An 18,203-nucleotide genomic window follows, 5' to 3' on the forward strand; every position below is an offset into this window, starting at 1 on the left:
ACTGCCCGTCGTGGCCGGCCGCGCGGCTCCCCGCGCCCCTGACGGGGCTACTTCGTCGCGCCCTTCGTGAAGCCGTTGTAGATGTAGCGCTGCAGGAACAGGAAGGCGAGCAGGGTCGGCAGGATGACCAGGACCGCTCCCGCCGAGATGTTCTCCCAGTGCGCTCCGAAGGGGCCCTTGAAGCGGAACAGGGACGTCGAGATCACGCCAAGATCCTCGGACGGCATGTAGAGGAACGGGATGTAGAAGTCGTTGTAGACGGTGATCCCCTTCACGATGACCACCGTCGCGATCGCGGGCCTCAGCAGCGGCAGGATGATCTTCCGGTAGATCGTGAAGGCGCTCGCGCCGTCGAGCCGGGCGGCCTCGTCGAGCGAGACCGGGATCGACCGGACGAACTGCAGGAAGATGTAGATCGAGACGATGTCCGTGCCCGTGTAGAGCACGATCGGCGCCCAGCGGCTGTCGAACATGCCGAAGCTGTCGATGATCTGGAAGGTCGCCACCTGGGTGGTCACCCCGGGGACGAGCGCGGCGACGAGGAAGAGCGCGACGACCGGCTTCCTGAACCGGAAGGTGTAGCGGTCGATCGCGTACGCCGCCATCGACCCGATGATCACCGTGCCCGTGACGGAGAAGAGCAGGATGAACGCCGTGTTCCCGAACGCCGAGAGCATCCGGCCGTCCTGGAACGCCGTCACGTAGTTGTCGAAGTTCAGCGGGTTGTCGGGAAGTTGCAGCGCCCCGCTGTCGTTCGCCATCTCCTTGCCGGACTTGAGGGAGGTCAGCAGGACGACGAGGAGCGGGAGCAGCACGACCACGCTCGCGACGACCAGCGACAGGTAGGTGAGGGCCCGGGCGGCCCGGGCACGCGAGACGCGGGTCATACGAGGTCCACCTTGTCGTCGGGGACGAGACGTCGCTGCACCCAGGTCACCGCCAGGACGATCAGGAGCAGGACGACCGCGGCCGCCGAGGCGAGCCCCGTCTTGTCGAACTGGAAGGCCAGCTTCACCGTCTGGATCACGAAGGTCTCCGTGCCGGTCGCGCCCCCGGTCATGATGAACGGCACCTCGAAGGCGGACAGCGAGCCGGAGACGGAGAGGATGACGGTCAGGCTGAGTACGGGCCTGATGCCGGGCGCGATGATGTACCGGAACTGGTGCCGGCGATTCGCCCCGTCCAGCTCTGCGGCCTCGTACAGCTCCCCCGGGATGGACTGGATCGCGCCGAGGAACAGGACGAAGTTCAGGCCCAGGTAGCGCCAGACGGAGACTCCGGCCAGGGACACGTTCGCGGACACCGGGGTGCCGAGCCAGGCGCGGTCCGGGTGGACGCCGAAGAGGCTCAGCACCGAGTCGAGCGTGCCGCCGTCCTGGAAGAAGTAGAGGAAGACGAAACCGATCGCGACCCCGTTGATCAGGTACGGGAAGAACAGCACGCCCTTGAAGAAGTTCCGGAAGCGCACGTCGAAGCTCAGGACCGTGGCGAAGTAGAGCGCCACGACGATCTGGACCGCCGAGGCGGCCAGGTAGTAGCCGCTGACGAAGAAGACCTCGAACAGCTCGGGCCGGGTGAGGAGTTCGACGTAGTTCTCGGCGCCCGTGTAGTTCAGCTCGGGGCTGACGCCGTCCCAGTCGGTGAAGCTGTACGCGACCATGTTGGCGACCGGCGCGTACGTGAACGTGATCAGCAGGACCAGCGGGGCGGCCAGGAACAGCCACGGGGTGAGGCCCCGCCGCAGACGCAGCCGGCGCGGGGCCCGGTCGCGGGCGTGTGCCGTGCGGGCGGCGGGCGCGGCCCGCGGGGGCCGCGCCCTGCCGGTGGTGTCCGGCATCAGGACCCCGTGGCCTTCCGTGCCTCTTCCCAGCGCTCGCCCAGGTCGCCGAGGAAGTCGTCCAGGCTGCCCTTCCTGGCGCCGCGGGCGAGGTCGACGAGGTCCTGGCGGTAGTCGGGCTTGTAGAGACCGATCTCCGACTCGTTGTCGATCTCCTTGACGACCGCGCCCTTGGCGTCGTCCAGCTCGATGAGCTTCACGCCCGCGTCCTCGTACGGCCGCAGGACCTCGGGCAGCGGGGCGCCCTTGACCGGGGAGAGGGTCAGGTTGTCGGCCGCGTAACCGGACCTGTCGGTGAACCAGTCGATCCAGGCGCGGGCCGCCTCCTTGTGGTCCGAGTTGACGTTCACGGCCTGGTTGTAGTCGGGCGACATCGTCGCGCAGTGCTTCCCGTTCCGCTGCGCCGGGAAGGGCATGAAGCCGATGTCGTCGGGGTTCGCGCCGGCCTGCTCCGCCGCCGCCCGGAACTGCGTGATCGCCCAGGAGCCCAGCCACATCGTGGCGATGCCCCCCTTGGCCAGCTTGGGCTTGGACCCCTCCCAGTTGGTGGTCGTCGGGTCCTTCTCGGCCAGCCCGCCGTGCACGATGTCGTACAGCAGCGTGTCACCCACGCGCAGGTCCTCGCCCTTCGCCCACGGGTCGCCCGTGGCGAGCCGCGAGGTCGCCCGCGGGTCGCAGCCGACCGCGCCGTCGACGTACGTCCAGTGCGTCAGCGGCCACATGTCCTTGAAGTTGGTGTAGTACGGGATCGCGTCGGTCCGGGACCTGACGGCCTTGAGCCCGTCGAGGAACTCGGCGGGTGTGGTGGGCCAGTCGGTGATCCCGGCCTCCTTCCAGACCCGTTTGTTGTAGAGGAAGCCGGGCAGCGCGCCCATCGGGCTCTGCCCGTAGACCTTGCCGCCGACCGTGGTGAAGTCGGTGAACAGGTACTTCTTCGCGCGCTCCGTCCGCGTGCCGAGGGACGCGAAGAACTTCGGGTAGTCGTTCTTCTTGATCACGGAGGGGATCATCAGCACGTCGCCGTAGTTCTCGGTGTTCATCCTGATCTTGACCTCGCCCTCGTAGTCCGTGAGGGCGTCGAACTCGACCTTCACCTTCGGGTAGGTCCTGTGGAACGCGGCGGCGTACTTCTTCATCGTGCCGTCCTGGACGAGGTCGGTCCGGTGGGTGAGGACCGTGATCGACCCGGACACCTTGCCCGGGTCGGCGGCCGCCTCGGCGTCCTCACCCTTCGACGTGCCTCCGCTCCCGGTACAGCCCGCGGCCAGCAGTACGGCGGCGAGGAGGCTTCCGGCGGTCTTCGTGCGGCGGTTCATCTGCACCAGCTCCGTTCGGGGACGGACGAGCACGGGTGGGATGGCTGGTTCCGCACTCTGGCAGTCGTTACTAAACCGGTAAAGTCCTTATTTCGCCAAGGATTACTGAGTAGTGAACACGCATGGTCGGCATGTACCTATACCGCTTTAGGAGTCCGCATGCTGGATGTCACGCCGGTCCACGACGGATGGGTCCTGCGGCACGAGGGGGACGCGCTGGCGGCCACGGTGCCGGGCTGCGTGCACACGGACCTGCTGGCGGCGGGGATCATCCCGGACCCCTTCCTCGGGCGGCACGAGACCGAGGTGGCGTGGGTCGGGCGGCGCGACTGGACCTACGAGACGACGCTCGCCCCGGCGCCGGGCGGGCACGAGCGGACCGACCTCGTCTTCGACGGCCTCGACACCGTCGCCGAGGTCCGGCTCGACGGACGGCTCCTGGGCTCCACGAGGAACATGCACCGCTCGTACCGCTTCGACGTGACGGGGCTGAGCGGCCGGCTCTCGGTCCGCTTCCGGTCCGCGTACGACGAGGCCGAGGCGGTGCGCGGGCAGGTCGGGGAACGGCCGAACGTCTACCCCGGGCCGTTCCAGTACCTGCGCAAGATGGCCTGCTCGTTCGGCTGGGACTGGGGTCCGACACTGGTGACCGCCGGCATCTGGCGGCCGGTCCGCCTGGAGCACTGGACGACGGCGCGGACGGCCCGGGTGCGTCCGCTCGTGACGGTCGGACAGGGCGTGGGACACGTCGAACTGCACGTCGAGGTGGAGCGGTCGCGGGCGGCGGGCGGGCTCACCCTGAGCGCCCGGGTCGGCGACGTGGACACGGGCGCGCGGGCCGTCGCGGAGGTCGTCGGTACACGTGCGGTGATACGCGTGGACGTGCCGGACGCCAACCTGTGGTGGCCGCGCGGATACGGGGAACAGCCTCTGTACGAGGTCGAGTTGACCCTGGCCGACGGGAGCGGGCCGCTGGACGTCTGGCGGCGGCGCATCGGCTTCAGGACCGTCGGGCTGGACCGCCGGGAGGACGAGCACGGCTCCGGCTTCACCTTCGTCGTCAACGGCGAGCGGCTCTTCGCCCGGGGCGTCAACTGGATCCCGGACGACGTCCTGCCCTCCCGGATCACCCGGGGGCGGTACCGCGCCCGGCTGGCCCAGGCGGCCGGCGCGGGCGTGGACCTCGTACGCGTCTGGGGCGGCGGCATCTACGAGAGCGAGGACTTCTACGACGCCTGCGACGAGCTGGGCCTGCTGGTCTGGCAGGACTTCCCCTTCTCCTGCGCCGCCTACCCGGAGGAACAGCCCCTGCGCGGCGAGGTGGAGGCCGAGGCGCGCGAGAACGTCGTACGCCTGATGCCGCACCCCTCGCTCGCGCTGTGGAACGGCAACAACGAGAACCTGTGGGGTTTCCGGGACTGGGACTGGCAGCGGCCGCTGGCCGGGGACTCGTGGGGCGAGGGCTACTACCTCGGGCTGCTGCCGCGGATCGTCGCGGAATCGGACCCGACCCGCCCGTACGCGGCGGGCAGCCCCTGGTCCGGCTCCTGGGACCACCACCCGAACGACCCGGCGCACGGCACCCACCACTCGTGGGAGGTGTGGAACCGGCGGGACTACGCGGACTACCGGCTCGAAGTCCCCCGGTTCGTGGCCGAATTCGGCTGGCAGGCACCGCCCGCGTACGCCACCCTGCGGCGCGCCCTGCCCGGCGAGGAGCTCGCGCCCGACTCCCCCGGCATGCTGCACCACCAGAAGGCCGACGACGGGAACGGGAAGCTGGCACGCGGACTCGCCCGGCACTTCGCCGTGCCCGGACAGGGTTTCTCCGGAGCCGACTTCGACCGGTGGCACTACCTCACCCAGGTCAACCAGGCGCGTGCCGTGGCCGCCGGTGTCGAGCACTGGCGCTCGCACTGGCCCGTGTGCGCGGGCACGATCGTGTGGCAGCTCAACGACTGCTGGCCGGTGACCAGTTGGGCCGCCATCGACGGGGACGGCCGTGAGAAACCGCTCTACCACGAGCTGAAGCGGCTGTACGCGGACCGGTTGCTGACCCTCCGGCCACGGTCCGGCGGCCTCGTCCTGGCGGCCGTCAACCAGTCGGCCGAGCCGTGGGCGTGCCGGACGGTGCTGCGCCGGATGTCGGTGGAGGGCGCGGTGGTGGCGCGGGCCGCCGTGGAACTGACCGCGGGCGCGCGGGCGGTCGCCGCCCTGCCCGTACCGCGGGGGCTGGCACCGGTGGGGCCCGAGGAGTTCCTGGTGGCGGACGCGGACGGGCTGCGCGGCCTGCACTTCCCGGTCGCCGACCGGGAGATCCCCTACCCCGGGCCCCGGTTCGACGTCGCGGTCGCGCCGGGGAGGGACACCGTCACCGTCGTGGTCACCGCCCACACGCTGGTACGGGACCTGCTGCTGCAGGCCGACCGGCTGGCGCCCTCCGCGACGGCCGACCGGGGGCTCGTGACGCTCCTCCCGGGCGAACGCGTCACCATCGGGGTGCGGGGCTGGGAGACTCGGGGGGACCCGGACGCGGAGACCGTACGCTCCGCCCTGTACTGCGTGGAGCCCGCACGATGACGACACCGTCCCGCGTCACGATCAAGGACGTCGCGGCTCGCGCCGGCGTGTCCAAGGGGGCCGTGTCGCTCGCCTTCAACCACCGACCGGGGCTGTCCGAGACGACCCGGGACCGGATCTTCGAGGCGGCCCGCCAGCTGGGCTGGGCGCCGAACCTCGCCGCACGCTCGCTGGCCGGCCGCCGCGTGGACGTGGTGGGCCTCGCGATCTGCCGGCCGGCCAGGCTGCTCGGGCTCGAACCGTTCTACATGGAGTTCATCTCGGGTGTGGAGAGCGTGCTGACCGAGCACGCGTGCTCGCTGCTGCTGCGGCTGCTGCGGTCGGTGGAGGAGGAGGTCGGACTGCAGGACGCCTGGTGGCGGGGCAGGCACGTCAGCGGGTCGATCATGGTGGACTTCCGGGCGGACGACCCGCGGGTGGACGCCGTCCGACGGCTCGGGATGCCCGTGGTGGCCGTCGGGCACCCGTCGCTGACCGGCGGACTCACCTCCGTGTGGACGGACGACGCCGGCGCCGTGACCGAGGCCGTGCGCTACCTCGTGGCGCTCGGGCACCGGAGGGTCGCCCGGGTCGGCGGGGCGGCGGGGCTCGGGCACACGGCGATCCGTACCGCCGCGTTCGACACCGCCGCACGGGAGCTGCGGCTCGCCGGGGCGTGGCAGGTCGCGACGGACTTCTCCGGGGACGCGGGGGCGCGGGCGACGCGGTCCCTGCTCTCCGCGTCCGCCGCCGACCGGCCGACCGCGATCGTGTACGACAACGACATCATGGCGGTGGCGGGGCTCGCGGTCGCCGCCGAGATGGGGCTCTCGGTGCCGGGGGACGTGTCGCTGCTCGCCTGGGACGACTCGCAGCTGTGCCGGCTGACGCATCCGACGCTGTCGGCGATGAGCCATGACGTGCACGGGTTCGGGGCGGAGGTCGCCCGGACGCTGTTCGGCGTCATCACCGGGGAGGACCCCGGGTCGCATCCCGTACCCACCCCCGAACTGACCCCACGGGGGTCCACGGCGCCGCCCCGCTGAGCCCCGTCGCCGCGTGCGGGCCCGTGGGACCTGTTCGCGCGGTTCCTCGCGCCCCGTGCTTTTCAGGGGCGCGAGGAACCGCGCCGACCGGCCACGACGCACGCGCAGACGTCGACCACGGCCCGCGCACCACGCGCCCTTCAGGGGCGCGGGGAACCGCGCGCCCGGCCACGACGCGCCCGCGGGTGTGGACGCGGGCCGTTCGGCGGGGACACTGCGAGTGTGACCTTCGCCGCTCCCCGCCATGGGACTGGGCAGGTCGGTTACCCGCAAGTAGCATGGCAGGTGAGCGCGCGCTCAGGGCGTGTGTGCCGCGCAGTAGTGCCATCCCGCATCTGGAGGAGAGCCATCGTGCCTCGTACCGTCAGGGACGTCGTCTTCGTAGACGGCGTCCGCACCCCGTTCGGCAAGGCGGGCCCGAAGGGCATCTACCACGAGACCCGTGCCGACGATCTGGTCGTCAAGGCGATCCGGGAGCTGCTGCGCCGCAACCCCGGCCTCGACCCGAAGAAGATCGACGAGGTCGCCATCGCCGCGACCACGCAGATCGGCGACCAGGGTCTGACGCTGGGCCGCACGGCCGGCATCCTGGCCGGGCTGCCGCAGTCCGTCCCGGGCTACTCCATCGACCGTATGTGCGCCGGCGCGCTCACCGCCGTGACGACCGCGGCCGGCTCGGTGGCGTTCGGCGCGTACGACGCCGTCATCGCGGGCGGTGTCGAGCACATGGGCCGCCACCCCATGGGCGAGGGCGTGGACCCGAACCCGCGCTTCGTCAGCGACAAGCTGGTCGACGAGTCGGCCCTCTTCATGGGCATGACCGCGGAGAACCTGCACGACCGCTACCCCACGATCACCAAGCAGCGCGCCGACGAGTACGCGGTGCGCTCGCAGGAGAAGGCCGCCAAGGCGTACGCCAACGGCAAGATCCAGCAGGACCTGGTGCCGATCTCGGTGCGCAACACCAACGCGGAGGTCGGTGAGACGGGCTGGGGCCTGGTCACCGCCGACGAGCCGATGCGCCCGGGCACCACCCTGGAGAACCTGGCCGGTCTCAAGACCCCGTTCCGGGTGCACGGCCGGGTCACCGCCGGCAACGCGGCCGGCCTGAACGACGGCGCCACCGCCTCGATCATCGCGTCCGAGGAGTTCGCCCGCGAGCACGACCTGCCGGTGCGCATGCGCCTGGTCTCGTACGCCTTCGCGGGTGTCGAGCCCGAGGTGATGGGCTACGGCCCGATCCCGGCGACCGAGAAGGCCCTCGCCAAGGCGGGCCTGTCGATCGGGGACATCAACCTCTTCGAGATCAACGAGGCCTTCGCCGTCCAGGTCCTCGCGTTCCTGGAGCACTACGGCATCGCCGACGACGACGCGCGCGTCAACCAGTACGGCGGCGCCATCGCGTACGGCCACCCGCTGGCCTCCTCCGGCGTCCGGCTGATGACCCAGCTGGCCCGCCAGTTCGAGGAGCAGCCGGAGGTCCGTTACGGCCTCACCACCATGTGCGTCGGCTTCGGCATGGGCGCCACCGTGATCTGGGAGAACCCGCACCACAAGGACGCCGGAGGCGACAAGTGAGCACCACTGAACTCCTGAAGGGCGCGGCGGAGCTGTTCCCCGACGAGGTCGTGACGTCGGCGCACGTACGCCACCTCGACCTGCCCTTCGGCGCGGGGCGCTTCGCGCTCATCACGCTGGACAACGGCTTCGACCACACCAAGCCGACCACCTTCGGCCCGGCCTCGCTGGCGAACCTGAGCCTCGCGATCGACCAGGTCGAGAAGGAGGCGGCGGCGGGCGGGATCGTCGGCGTCGGCATCACCGGCAAGCCGTTCATCTTCGCCGTCGGCGCGGACCTCAAGGGTGTCGAGCTCCTCAAGGAGCACAAGGACGCGCTGGCCATCGGCAAGGGCGGCCACGAGGTCTTCAAGCGGCTGTCCGCCCTCGCGGTGCCGACCTTCGCGTACTACAACGGCGCGGCCATGGGCGGCGGCGTCGAGGTGGGCCTGCACTGCGCCTACCGTACGGTGTCCGCGTCCCTGCCCGCCTTCTCGCTGCCCGAGGTCTTCCTCGGCCTGGTGCCCGGCTGGGGCGGCTGCACCCTGCTGCCGAACCTGATCGGCGCGGACAAGGCCGTCTCGGTGATCATCGAGAACTCGCTCAACCAGAACAAGCAGCTCAAGGGCGCACAGGTCTACGAACTGGGCATCGCCGACGCCCTGTTCGAGGGCGCGGACTTCCTGGAGCAGTCGCTGATCTGGACGGCGTCCGTCCTCAAGGGCGAGATCGTCGTCGACCGTCCGGCGATCGACCGCGGCGAGGCCTGGGACCAGGCCGTCGCCAAGGGCCGGTTCATCGCGGACAGCAAGGTGCACGGGGCGGCCCCGGCCGCGTACCGCGCGCTGGACATCATCGCCGCCGCGAAGAACGGCGACCTGCAGCAGGGCTACGACGCCGAGGACCGGGCGCTCGCCGACCTGATCATGGGCGGTGAACTGCGCGCCGGCATCTACGCGTTCAACCTCGTCCAGAAGCGCGGCAAGCGTCCCGCGGGCGCGCCGGACAAGTCGCTGGCCCGTCCGGTCACCAAGGTCGGCGTGGTCGGCGCGGGCCTGATGGCCTCGCAGCTCGCCCTGCTGTTCCTGCGCCGCCTGGAGGTGCCGGTCGTGCTGACCGACATCGACCAGGAGCGTGTCGACAAGGGGGTGGGCTACGTCCACGCCGAGATCGACAAGCTGCTCGGCAAGGGCCGCGTCAACCAGGACAAGGCCAACCGCCTCAAGGCCCTGGTCTCCGGTGTGCTGGACAAGGCCGAGGGCTTCTCCGACGCCGACTTCATCATCGAGGCCGTGTTCGAGGAGATCGGCGTCAAGCAGCAGGTGTTCGCGGAGGTCGAGGCGGTCGCCCCGGCGCACGCGATCCTCGCCACCAACACCTCCTCGCTGTCGGTCACCGAGATGGCGTCCGAGCTCAAGCACCCCGAGCGGGTCGTGGGCTTCCACTTCTTCAACCCGGTCGCGATCCTCCCGCTCCTGGAGATCGTGCGGGGCGAGGCGACGGACGACGCCTCGCTGGCCACGGCCTTCGCCGTCGCCAAGAAGCTGAAGAAGACCGCGGTCCTGGTGAAGGACGCCCCGGCGTTCGTCGTGAACCGCATCCTCACCCGCTTCATGGGCGAGATCCAGAACGTCATCGACGAGGGCACGCCGGTCGAGGTCGCCGAGAAGGCGGTCGAGCCCCTGGGGCTGCCGATGTCGCCGCTGGTCCTGCTGGAGCTGGTCGGTCCGGCCATCGGTCTGCACGTCTCCGAGACGCTCAACCGGGCCTTCCCCGACCGCTTCACGGTCTCCCCGAACCTCGCGGCGGTCGTCGCGGCCGGCAAGCGCGGCTTCTACGTGTACGACTCCGGGAAGCCGGAGCTCGACCCCGAGGTCGCCGCGCTGCTCAAGCAGGGCGATGCCGTGCTGAGCGAGGAGCAGGTGCGCGCCCGCGTCCTGGACGCCGTCGCGCAGGAGATCGGGCTGATGCTCGACGAGGGCGTGGTGGCCGAGGCGCAGGACATCGACCTGTGCCTGATCACGGGGGCCGGTTGGCCCTTCCACCTCGGTGGCCTCACGCCGTACCTGGACCGTGAGGGCGTCTCGCAGCGGGTGAACGGCAAGCCGTTCCTGGCGCCGGGCGTGGCGTCGGTCCCGGCGTAGTCCCCCCTCGGGGCTGCCGCCCCCGAACCACGGTCCTCGGACGCCGGACGGGCTGGATTTCCAGCCCGTCCGGCGTTTGAGGACGAGCGCGTGAGCGCGATCGCGGGGGTCTGGGGGCCCGCAGCCCCCAGGGACGCGGGGAAGGGCGGCTAGACCGGGGCCCAGGCCTCCAGGGCCAGCCCCGGCTCGGGCTTGCGGCGGGTCAGCATGAGCTGCCCGGTGGCCGGCTGGAGCGTGGCCGCCACCACCCGCCCCTCCTGGTCCTCGCCCAGCGACAGCAGCGCGTCCGCGGGGAGCCTGGGGCCGGACTCGGCCCACCACGCCCCCGCCGACTCCTGCTCGGTGGGATACGCGGCGAAGGCGACCCGCCCGCCGGCGGAGCGCTGCGCGAGCAACGTGCAGTCCACCCCGTCGAGCGTGCAGCGGATCGCGGACACCGCCCCCGGCCCCGCACGGTCGATGAGCTCCACCGGCTCCGCCCCGGCCCGCCACGCGCACACCCGGTCGTTCTCGTCCGTGTAGAACAGCGTCACGTGCTCGTCGGAGGTCGTCAGTGCCCGCAGCGTGTCCGGCCGGACCGCCACCTTCAGCGGCTCGTCGTCCAGGGCGGGGATGTGGCCGGGACCTTCCTGCGTCCAGCGCAGGACGCCGGCCGGCGAGGCCGCGTACAGCTCGACGCGTCCGGACGCCCGCGTCACAGCGGCCAGTTCGCCCGTCACCTCACGGCCCTTGAGATCGCGCCAGGGGCCCCAGCCCCCGCGCTCCTTCTGGCCGCGCATGCTGACCCCGCCGCCCCGGTTGCGTACGAAGACGTGCGCGCGGCCCTCGGCGTCCACGGCGACGGCCGGTACGCCGGTCTGCGCGCCCTTCGTGTTGGGGTGCCCGAGCCGTTCCCAGTCGAGCGCGGCGAGGTGCGGGCGGAAGTGGGTGGAGTGGACGAGCCCGGCCTCGTCGGTACCGGTGGGACGCCAGGAGACCAGGTGGGCGTAGGAGTCGGCGCCCTGTCCCACGGCGAGCACCGGATTCAGGCGCTGGTCCCCGCCGACCGCGCGGGGCGGCGCCCAGGGGCCGCCGGGACGCTGCTCGGCCCAGCACCGCACCGCGTCCCGCAGCGGAGCGTAGGCGCTGAGTCTGCCGTCCCGGCCGCGTATGAGCCAGGCACCGTTGAGTGTGCGGACCATTGACACTCCCCCACTCTAATCGGCCCGGGTGACCGCCCTTCGTGCGACCCTGGCCGTATGGACAGTGCCCCGCTGGTGATCGTCGATGCCGCCAATGTGGTGGGGTCCGTGCCCGACGGCTGGTGGCGCGACCGCCGGGGCGCCGCCGAGCGCGTACGCGACCGGCTCGTCCCGTACGCCGAGGACGGCCTCCCGGGTGCCCCGGGACCGGTGGAACTGGTCCTGGTGGTCGAGGGCGGCGCCCGCGGGGTGACGTCCGTGCCCGGCGTACGGGTCGACGCGGCGCCCGGCAGCGGTGACGACCGCATCGTGGAACTGGTCGCCGAACACCCCCGGCGCGCACGGCTGGTGGTCACCGCGGACCGGGAACTGCGGCGCAGGGTCACGGAGCTGGGCGCCGAGGTCACGGGCCCGCGTACCGTCCGGCCCTGACCTCTCGGGGCGATACGCCCAGGGCGGTTCCGCAGACCTAGCCGCGCACCTGCTTCCCGTCTGCTTCCTGACGGCCCAGCCGGCTGTGCGAGCGGCCGTACAGGAAGTACACGAGGAAGCCGAGGGCCATCCAGATGCCGAACCGCAGCCAGGTCTCGGCGGGCAGGTTCAGCATCAGCCACAGCGAGGCGAGGACGGACACGACCGGCAGGACCGGGACCAGCGGAGTGCGGAAGGAGCGGGGCAGGTCGGGGCGGGTGCGGCGCAGGATGACCACGCCGACCGCGACGACGACGAATGCGAACAGCGTGCCGATGTTCACCAGCTCGGCCAGCTCGCTCAGGCTGGTGAAGCCGGCGACGATCGCGATGATGACGCCGAGCAGGACGGTCGGCCGGTGCGGGGTCCTGAAGCGCGGGTGGACGTGCGAGAAGAAGCGCGGCAGCAGTCCGTCGCGGCTCATCGCGAAGAAGACGCGGGTCTGGCCGAGCAGCAGGATCATGCAGACGGTGGTGAGGCCGACGGCGGCGCCGAAGCTGATGAAGCCCGCGAACCACGGGTGGCCGGTGGCCTTGAAGGCATCGGCGAGCGGGGCGTCCACGGACAGCTCGGTGTAGTGCTGCATGCCGGTCACGACGATGGACACCGCGACGTACAGGGTGGTGCAGATGAGGAGCGAGCTCAGGATGCCGCGCGGCATGTCCCGCTGCGGGTTCCTGGTCTCCTCGGCGGCCGTGGCCACGACGTCGAAGCCGATGAAGGCGAAGAAGACGACCGAGGCGGCGGTGAAGATGCCCATCACGCCGAAGTTGGAGGGCGCCCACCCGAACAGCAGCTGGACGAGCGGTGAGTCGAGGCCGCTGCCCGCCTCCACGGGCTTGGCCTTCGGGACGAACGGGTCGTAGTTCTCGCCCTTGACGAAGAAGGCGCCCGCGATGATCACGACCAGGACGACCGTCACCTTGACGGCGACGACGACGGCGGTGACCCGCGCGGAGAGCTTCGTCCCGACCACGAGGACGGCGGTGAGCACCAGCACGAGGGCGGCGGCGAGGATGTCGAAGCCGAAGCCGTCGGCCCCCTCCCGCCCGCTGAGCGCCGCGGGCAGGTGCCAGCCGGCGTTGTCGAGCAGCGAGGCGAGGTAGCCGGACCAGCCGACCGCGACGACCGCGGTGCCGAGCGCGAACTCCAGGACGAGGTCCCAGCCGATGATCCAGGCGGGCAGCTCCCCGAGGGAGGCGTACGAGAAGGTGTACGCGGAGCCGGCCACCGGGACCGTGGACGCGAACTCGGCGTAGCAGAGCGCGGCGAGCGCGCAGACGACCCCGGCCACGACGAAGGCCAGGGCGACGGCGGGGCCGGCGTTGTCCTTGGCGACCGTGCCGGTGAGGACGAAGATGCCGGTGCCGATGATGACACCGACGCCGAAGACCGTCAGGTCCAGGGCGGACAGGGATTTCTTGAGCGCGTGCTCCGGTTCCTCGGTGTCCTGGATGGACTGCTCGATCTTCTTCGTCCTGAAGAGGGTGCTGCTCACGGGCTTACCTCCCACGCTTGTCGTCCCCGACATGATCGAGAGGGGGTGGAGTCCGTGTGCCCCGGCGCGTGGGTGTTCACGCGAATGGGCCGGTTCCACCACCGTAAAGGGTGCTGGAACCGGCCCACTCAGGCGTGTCGCCGTACGGATCCGGGTCAGTCGCGGGCGGGCTCCGCCGTGGCGTGGGCCGGGTCGTACCTGCCGTCGAGCCTGGAGACGAGTCCGGTGACCTGCCGGGCGATGTCCGGGGCGGTCAGGCCGATCTCGGTCATGACCTCCTTGCGGGAGGCGTGGTCGAGGAAGCGCGGCGGGATGCCGAAGTCACGCAGGGGTACGTCCACGCCCGCGTCGCGCAGGGCCTGGGCGACGGCCGAACCGACGCCGCCGACGCGGGAGTTGTCCTCGACGGTGACGACCACGCGGTGCCGCTCGGCGAGCGGGGCCATGGCCTCGTCGACGGGCTTGACCCAGCGGGGGTCGACGACGGTGGTGGAGATGCCCTGGCGGTCGAGGAGACCGGCGATCTCCAGGCACATGGGCGCGAGGGCGCCGACCGAGACGAGGAGCACGTCCGGCGTGTCGGTGCCCGGCTCCCGCAGGACGTCCATGCCTCCGACGCGGCCCACCGCGGGCACGGCGGGGCCGACGGCGCCCTTGGAGAAGCGGACCACGGTCGGCGCGTCCTCGACCTCGACGGCCTCACGGAGCTGGGCGCGGACCTGGTCGGCGTCGCGCGGCGCGGCCAGGCGCAGGCCCGGCACCACCTGGAGGATCGACATGTCCCACATGCCGTTGTGCGAGGCGCCGTCGGTGCCGGTGACGCCGGCCCGGTCGAGGACGAAGGTGACGCCGCACTTGTGCAGGGCCACGTCCATCAGGACCTGGTCGAAGGCGCGGTTGAGGAAGGTGGCGTAGACCGCGAAGACGGGGTGCAGACCGCCTGCGGCGAGGCCGGCGGCCGAGACGGCGCCGTGCTGCTCGGCGATGCCGACGTCGTAGATGCGGTGCGGGAAGGCGTCCGCGAACTTCTTCAGGCCGACCGGCTGCAGCATCGCCGCCGTGATCGCGACGATGTCCTCGCGCTCCTTGCCGAGCGCGACCATCTCGTCGCCGAACACGGAGGTCCAGTCGGCGCCCGAGGCCTTGACCGGCAGGCCCGTGTCGGGGTGGATGGGGCCGATGCCGTGGAAGCGGTCCGCCTCGTCGCTCAGGGCGGGCTGGTAGCCGCGGCCCTTCTCGGTGAGGCAGTGCACGATGACCGGGCCGCCGAAGCGCTTGGCGCGGGCCAGCGCGGACTCCAGTGCCTCCATGTCGTGCCCGTCGATGGGCCCGACGTACTTCAGGCCCAGGTCCTCGAACATGCCCTGCGGGGCGATGAAGTCCTTGAGGCCCTTCTTGGCGCCGTGCAGCGTCTCGTACAGGGGCCTGCCGACGACGGGGGTGCGCTCCAGGAAGTCCTTGCCGCGGGCCAGGAAGCGCTCGTAGCCGTCGGTGGTGCGCAGGGTCGCCAGGTGGTTGGCGAGGCCGCCGATGGTCGGCGCGTACGACCGCTCGTTGTCGTTGACGACGATGACGAGCGGGCGGTCCTTGGCGTCGGCGATGTTGTTCAGCGCCTCCCAGGCCATGCCGCCGGTGAGCGCCCCGTCGCCGATGACCGCGACGACGTGGTGGTCGTCCCTGCGCAGCACCTCGTTGGCCTTCGCGAGGCCGTCGGCCCAGCCGAGGACCGTGGAGGCGTGCGAGTTCTCGATGACGTCGTGCTCGGACTCGGCCTGCGAGGGGTAGCCGGAGAGGCCGCCCTTCATCTTCAGCCGGGAGAAGTCCTGGCGGCCCGTGAGCAGCTTGTGGACGTAGGACTGGTGTCCGGTGTCCCACAGGATCCGGTCCTTGGGGGACTCGAAGACCCGGTGCAGGGCGATGGTGAGTTCGACGACTCCGAGGTTGGGGCCGAGGTGGCCGCCGGTCTTGGACACCGCGTCGACGAGGAAGGTCCTGATCTCGTCGGCGAGCTGGTCCAGCTGCTCCAGGCTGAGCCGGTCCAGATCGCGCGGTCCCTTGATGCGGGTCAGCAGCGGCACCCGTGCCTCCTTGCGTGCGGTAGAGCGATCGAGCTTCCCGGGCCTGTCGAGTCTAATGTTCCGTCTTCGACGGCGACGCCCGGGCCGTGCGTCGTCCATCACGCGATCGGACGTAAGACATCTCGCCGCTCACGACTCCCCCCAAACGCCCCAACCGACCCGAAAGTGCCCGGCACCATGAAGGCACCGGGCACCAGGGCGCCCCCCGTGAGGGGCGCGGGGAACCGCGCGACCAGCCACGACGGCCCCGCAGCCACCCGCCGACGGGCGGCCACGGTCGAGCCGCGCGACCACGCAGGCGTTATGCGCGCCCGGCGGTCTTCTGCGTCTTGCGCGTGATCGAGTCGATGACGACCGTGGCGAGAAGCACACCACCGGTGATCATGTACTGGACCGGCGTGGCGATGCCCTCCAGCGCCAGCCCGTACTGGATCGAGGTGATCACCATGACACCGAGCAGCGCGTTCCAGGTACGCCCGCGCCCACCGAAGAGGCTGGTGCCACCGATGACGGCGGCCGCGATGACGTTCATCAGGAGGTCGCCGGCGCCGGCGCTCTGGTTGGCCGCGGCGATCTTCGAGGCCCAGAACAGACCGCCGACGGCCGCGAAGAAGCCCGCCAGCGCGAAGACCGAGACACGGACCGCGGTGACGTTGATACCGGCACGGCGGGACGCCTCGACGCTGCCGCCGAGCGCGAAGATCTTGCGGCCGTAGCTCGTGCGGCGCAGGACGAAGTCGCTCAGGACCAGGACCAGGACGAAGAGCAGCAGCGCCAGCGGCAGGCCCTTGTACTGGTTGAACATGATCGCGGCGGCGAACGCGACGATCGCGAGCAGGACCGTGCGCATGATCAGGTCGCCCAGCGGCCGGGACGGGATGCCCGCGGCCTCGCGGCGGCGGCTGTCCAGGAAGCTGGTGACGAAGAAGAGCACCACGGCGACGAGCGCGAGGCCGTAGGCCGCGGCGACGTCCGAGAAGTAGTACGTGGTCAGCTTGCCGACCACGCCGTCACCGTCGATGTTGATGGTGCCGTTCTCGCCCAGGATCTGGAGCATGAAGCCGAGCCAGAACAGCAGGCCGGCCAGGGTGACCGCGAACGCCGGGGCGCCGATCCTGGCGAAGAAGAAGCCGTGGAGGGCTCCGATGGCCGCGCCGCTGACGAGGGCGATGAGAACGGCCAGCCACTCGTTCACGCCGTGGGTGACGCTCAGTACGGCGGTGATGGCGCCCGCCACACCGCTGACCGAGCCGACCGACAGGTCGATCTCACCGAGCAGCAGCACGAAGATGATGCCGACGGACATCATGCCGGTGGCGACCATCGCGACGGCGATGTTGTTGAGGTTCTCGGCGGAGAGGAAGGCCGAGTTCAGGCTCTGGAAGATGATGCAGATGACGATCAGGCCGATGACGACCGGGACGGATCCCAGGTCACCGCCCTTCATCTTCCGCTTGAACTCGCCGACGTAGCCGGCCAGGCCCTGCTCGCGCACGAGCAGCCGGGGGTCGACCACGGTCACCGCCGCGGCGGCGGCCTCGGGGTTCGCGACGACGTGCTCGTCCGAGGTGGCGGAGGTCTTGTCGATGCTCACTTCTGAGCCTCCCCGTTGCGCGCCGCACGACGGGTCACGGCGTTGTCCGTGGCACCGGTGATGGCGGAGATGATCTCTTCCTGCGAGGTCGCCTTGACCTCGAAGACGCCGTTGTTGCGGCCGAGCCGGAGCACGGCCACCTTGTCGGCGACGGCCTTCACGTCGGCCATGTTGTGGCTGATGAGGAGGACGGCGTGGCCGCGCTCGCGCAGCCGCTCGACCAGGTCGAGGACCTGGGCGGTCTGCTCGACGCCGAGGGCCGCGGTGGGCTCGTCGAGGATGACCAGCTTGGGCTCGCCGAGCATGGAACGGGCGATGGCCACGGTCTGGCGCTGACCGCCGGAGAGCGAGGCGATCGGGATGCGCACGCTGGGGATGCGGATCGACAGCGTCTGGAGCAGTTCGCGCGAGCGGCGCTCCATCTCGACCTCGTCCAGGATGCCGCGCTTCTTCAGCTCACGGCCCAGGTAGAGGTTGCCGACGACGTCGATGTTGTCGCACAGCGCGAGGTCCTGGTAGACGGTCGCGATGCCCAGGTGCTGGGCGTCGTGCGGCTTGTTGATCTGGACGGTCTTGCCGTCCCATTCGATGACGCCCTCATCGATGGGGTGCACGCCGGCGATCGTTTTCACCAGCGTGGACTTTCCGGCGCCGTTGTCGCCGACGAGGGCGACCACCTCGCCGGCGTGGACCTCGAGCTCTACGTCGGTGAGCGCCTGAACGGCACCGAACCGCTTCGAGACCCCGCGCAACGCCAGAACAGGCGTAGCGGACACGTTAACCATCTCCTTCGCCGCCTGACCCGGCGGGAGGTTGTGCAGAAAGAATTGGGGGGTGTTCCGTCCGGCGCCCCGCCCTAGCTGCGGGGCTGGTGACTGCGGGGCGCCGGAGGGGCTTGTGGTAGGACCGTCCCTGGTGGGCC

At 70.9% G+C, this 18,203-nt stretch carries 13 protein-coding genes; 5 read left to right on the plus strand and 8 right to left on the minus strand.

Annotated features, from left to right (window positions below):
- Window positions 1–47: 47 nt before the first annotated feature.
- Genes QFZ75_RS09935 through QFZ75_RS09945 form a run of 3 tightly spaced genes read right to left on the minus strand, consistent with a single transcriptional unit; the run spans window position 48 to window position 3,153 of the window.
- Window positions 48–887, minus strand: a complete 840-nt coding sequence (locus QFZ75_RS09935; protein ID WP_307535656.1) for a carbohydrate ABC transporter permease — start codon at window positions 885–887, stop codon at window positions 48–50.
- Window positions 884–1,837, minus strand: coding sequence for a carbohydrate ABC transporter permease (locus QFZ75_RS09940; RefSeq protein ID WP_307535657.1), 954 nt, complete (start codon window positions 1,835–1,837; stop codon window positions 884–886). Before QFZ75_RS09940 ends, QFZ75_RS09935 begins: the two co-directional genes overlap by 4 nt.
- The gene (locus tag QFZ75_RS09945) at window positions 1,837–3,153 is read right to left on the minus strand and encodes an ABC transporter substrate-binding protein (RefSeq protein ID WP_307535659.1); all 1,317 of its coding nucleotides are present in this window, start codon (window positions 3,151–3,153) and stop codon (window positions 1,837–1,839) included. The genes QFZ75_RS09940 and QFZ75_RS09945 overlap by 1 nt, the downstream gene beginning before the upstream one ends.
- A gap of 159 nt (window positions 3,154–3,312) precedes the next feature.
- Between QFZ75_RS09945 and QFZ75_RS09950 the strand changes: the two genes are divergently transcribed.
- The 4 genes from QFZ75_RS09950 to QFZ75_RS09965 all read left to right on the plus strand — a co-directional run bounded on the left by QFZ75_RS09950 (window position 3,313) and on the right by QFZ75_RS09965 (window position 10,459).
- Window positions 3,313–5,733 carry a glycoside hydrolase family 2 protein gene (locus tag QFZ75_RS09950; RefSeq protein ID WP_307535661.1) on the plus strand — a complete coding sequence of 807 codons (2,421 nt, stop codon included), beginning with the start codon at window positions 3,313–3,315 and terminating at the stop codon, window positions 5,731–5,733.
- Entirely contained in the window at window positions 5,730–6,758 is a 1,029-nt protein-coding gene (locus tag QFZ75_RS09955; RefSeq protein ID WP_307535663.1) for a LacI family DNA-binding transcriptional regulator, read from the plus strand. The genes QFZ75_RS09950 and QFZ75_RS09955 overlap by 4 nt, the downstream gene beginning before the upstream one ends.
- Before the next feature lie 351 nt (window positions 6,759–7,109).
- Window positions 7,110–8,336, plus strand: a complete 1,227-nt coding sequence (locus tag QFZ75_RS09960) for an acetyl-CoA C-acyltransferase (RefSeq protein WP_307535665.1) — start codon at window positions 7,110–7,112, stop codon at window positions 8,334–8,336.
- On the plus strand, window positions 8,333–10,459 hold the full coding sequence (locus QFZ75_RS09965; RefSeq protein WP_307535667.1) for a 3-hydroxyacyl-CoA dehydrogenase NAD-binding domain-containing protein: 2,127 nt from the start codon (window positions 8,333–8,335) through the stop codon (window positions 10,457–10,459). The genes QFZ75_RS09960 and QFZ75_RS09965 overlap by 4 nt, the downstream gene beginning before the upstream one ends.
- Window positions 10,460–10,608: 149 nt before the next feature.
- On the opposite strand, the gene QFZ75_RS09970 is transcribed toward QFZ75_RS09965, so the two are convergent.
- A complete protein-coding gene (locus tag QFZ75_RS09970; RefSeq protein WP_307535669.1) occupies window positions 10,609–11,640 on the minus strand; it encodes a hypothetical protein in 1,032 nt (343 codons plus the stop codon).
- Window positions 11,641–11,697: 57 nt separating this feature from the next.
- Here QFZ75_RS09970 and QFZ75_RS09975 point away from each other — a divergent pair, with 57 nt between their 5' ends.
- On the plus strand, window positions 11,698–12,072 hold the full coding sequence (locus QFZ75_RS09975) for an NTP pyrophosphohydrolase (RefSeq protein ID WP_307535671.1): 375 nt from the start codon (window positions 11,698–11,700) through the stop codon (window positions 12,070–12,072).
- Window positions 12,073–12,109: 37 nt separating this feature from the next.
- Here the strand turns inward: QFZ75_RS09975 and QFZ75_RS09980 are convergent, their stop codons facing one another.
- From QFZ75_RS09980 to QFZ75_RS09995, 4 genes are all read right to left on the minus strand, one after another.
- Window positions 12,110–13,609, minus strand: a complete 1,500-nt coding sequence (locus QFZ75_RS09980; protein ID WP_307535673.1) for an amino acid permease — start codon at window positions 13,607–13,609, stop codon at window positions 12,110–12,112.
- 155 nt (window positions 13,610–13,764) lie between these two features.
- The gene (gene dxs / locus QFZ75_RS09985) at window positions 13,765–15,687 is read right to left on the minus strand and encodes a 1-deoxy-D-xylulose-5-phosphate synthase (protein ID WP_307535674.1); all 1,923 of its coding nucleotides are present in this window, start codon (window positions 15,685–15,687) and stop codon (window positions 13,765–13,767) included.
- Window positions 15,688–15,988: 301 nt separating this feature from the next.
- Window positions 15,989–17,281, minus strand: coding sequence for a sugar ABC transporter permease (locus tag QFZ75_RS09990; RefSeq protein ID WP_307535675.1), 1,293 nt, complete (start codon window positions 17,279–17,281; stop codon window positions 15,989–15,991).
- Window positions 17,278–18,066 carry an ATP-binding cassette domain-containing protein gene (locus QFZ75_RS09995; RefSeq protein ID WP_307535677.1) on the minus strand — a complete coding sequence of 263 codons (789 nt, stop codon included), beginning with the start codon at window positions 18,064–18,066 and terminating at the stop codon, window positions 17,278–17,280. The genes QFZ75_RS09990 and QFZ75_RS09995 overlap by 4 nt, the downstream gene beginning before the upstream one ends.
- Between the last annotated feature and the right edge of the window lie 137 nt (window positions 18,067–18,203).

Source organism: Streptomyces sp. V3I8 (assembly GCF_030817535.1).
In the GTDB taxonomy this organism is placed as follows: domain Bacteria; phylum Actinomycetota; class Actinomycetes; order Streptomycetales; family Streptomycetaceae; genus Streptomyces.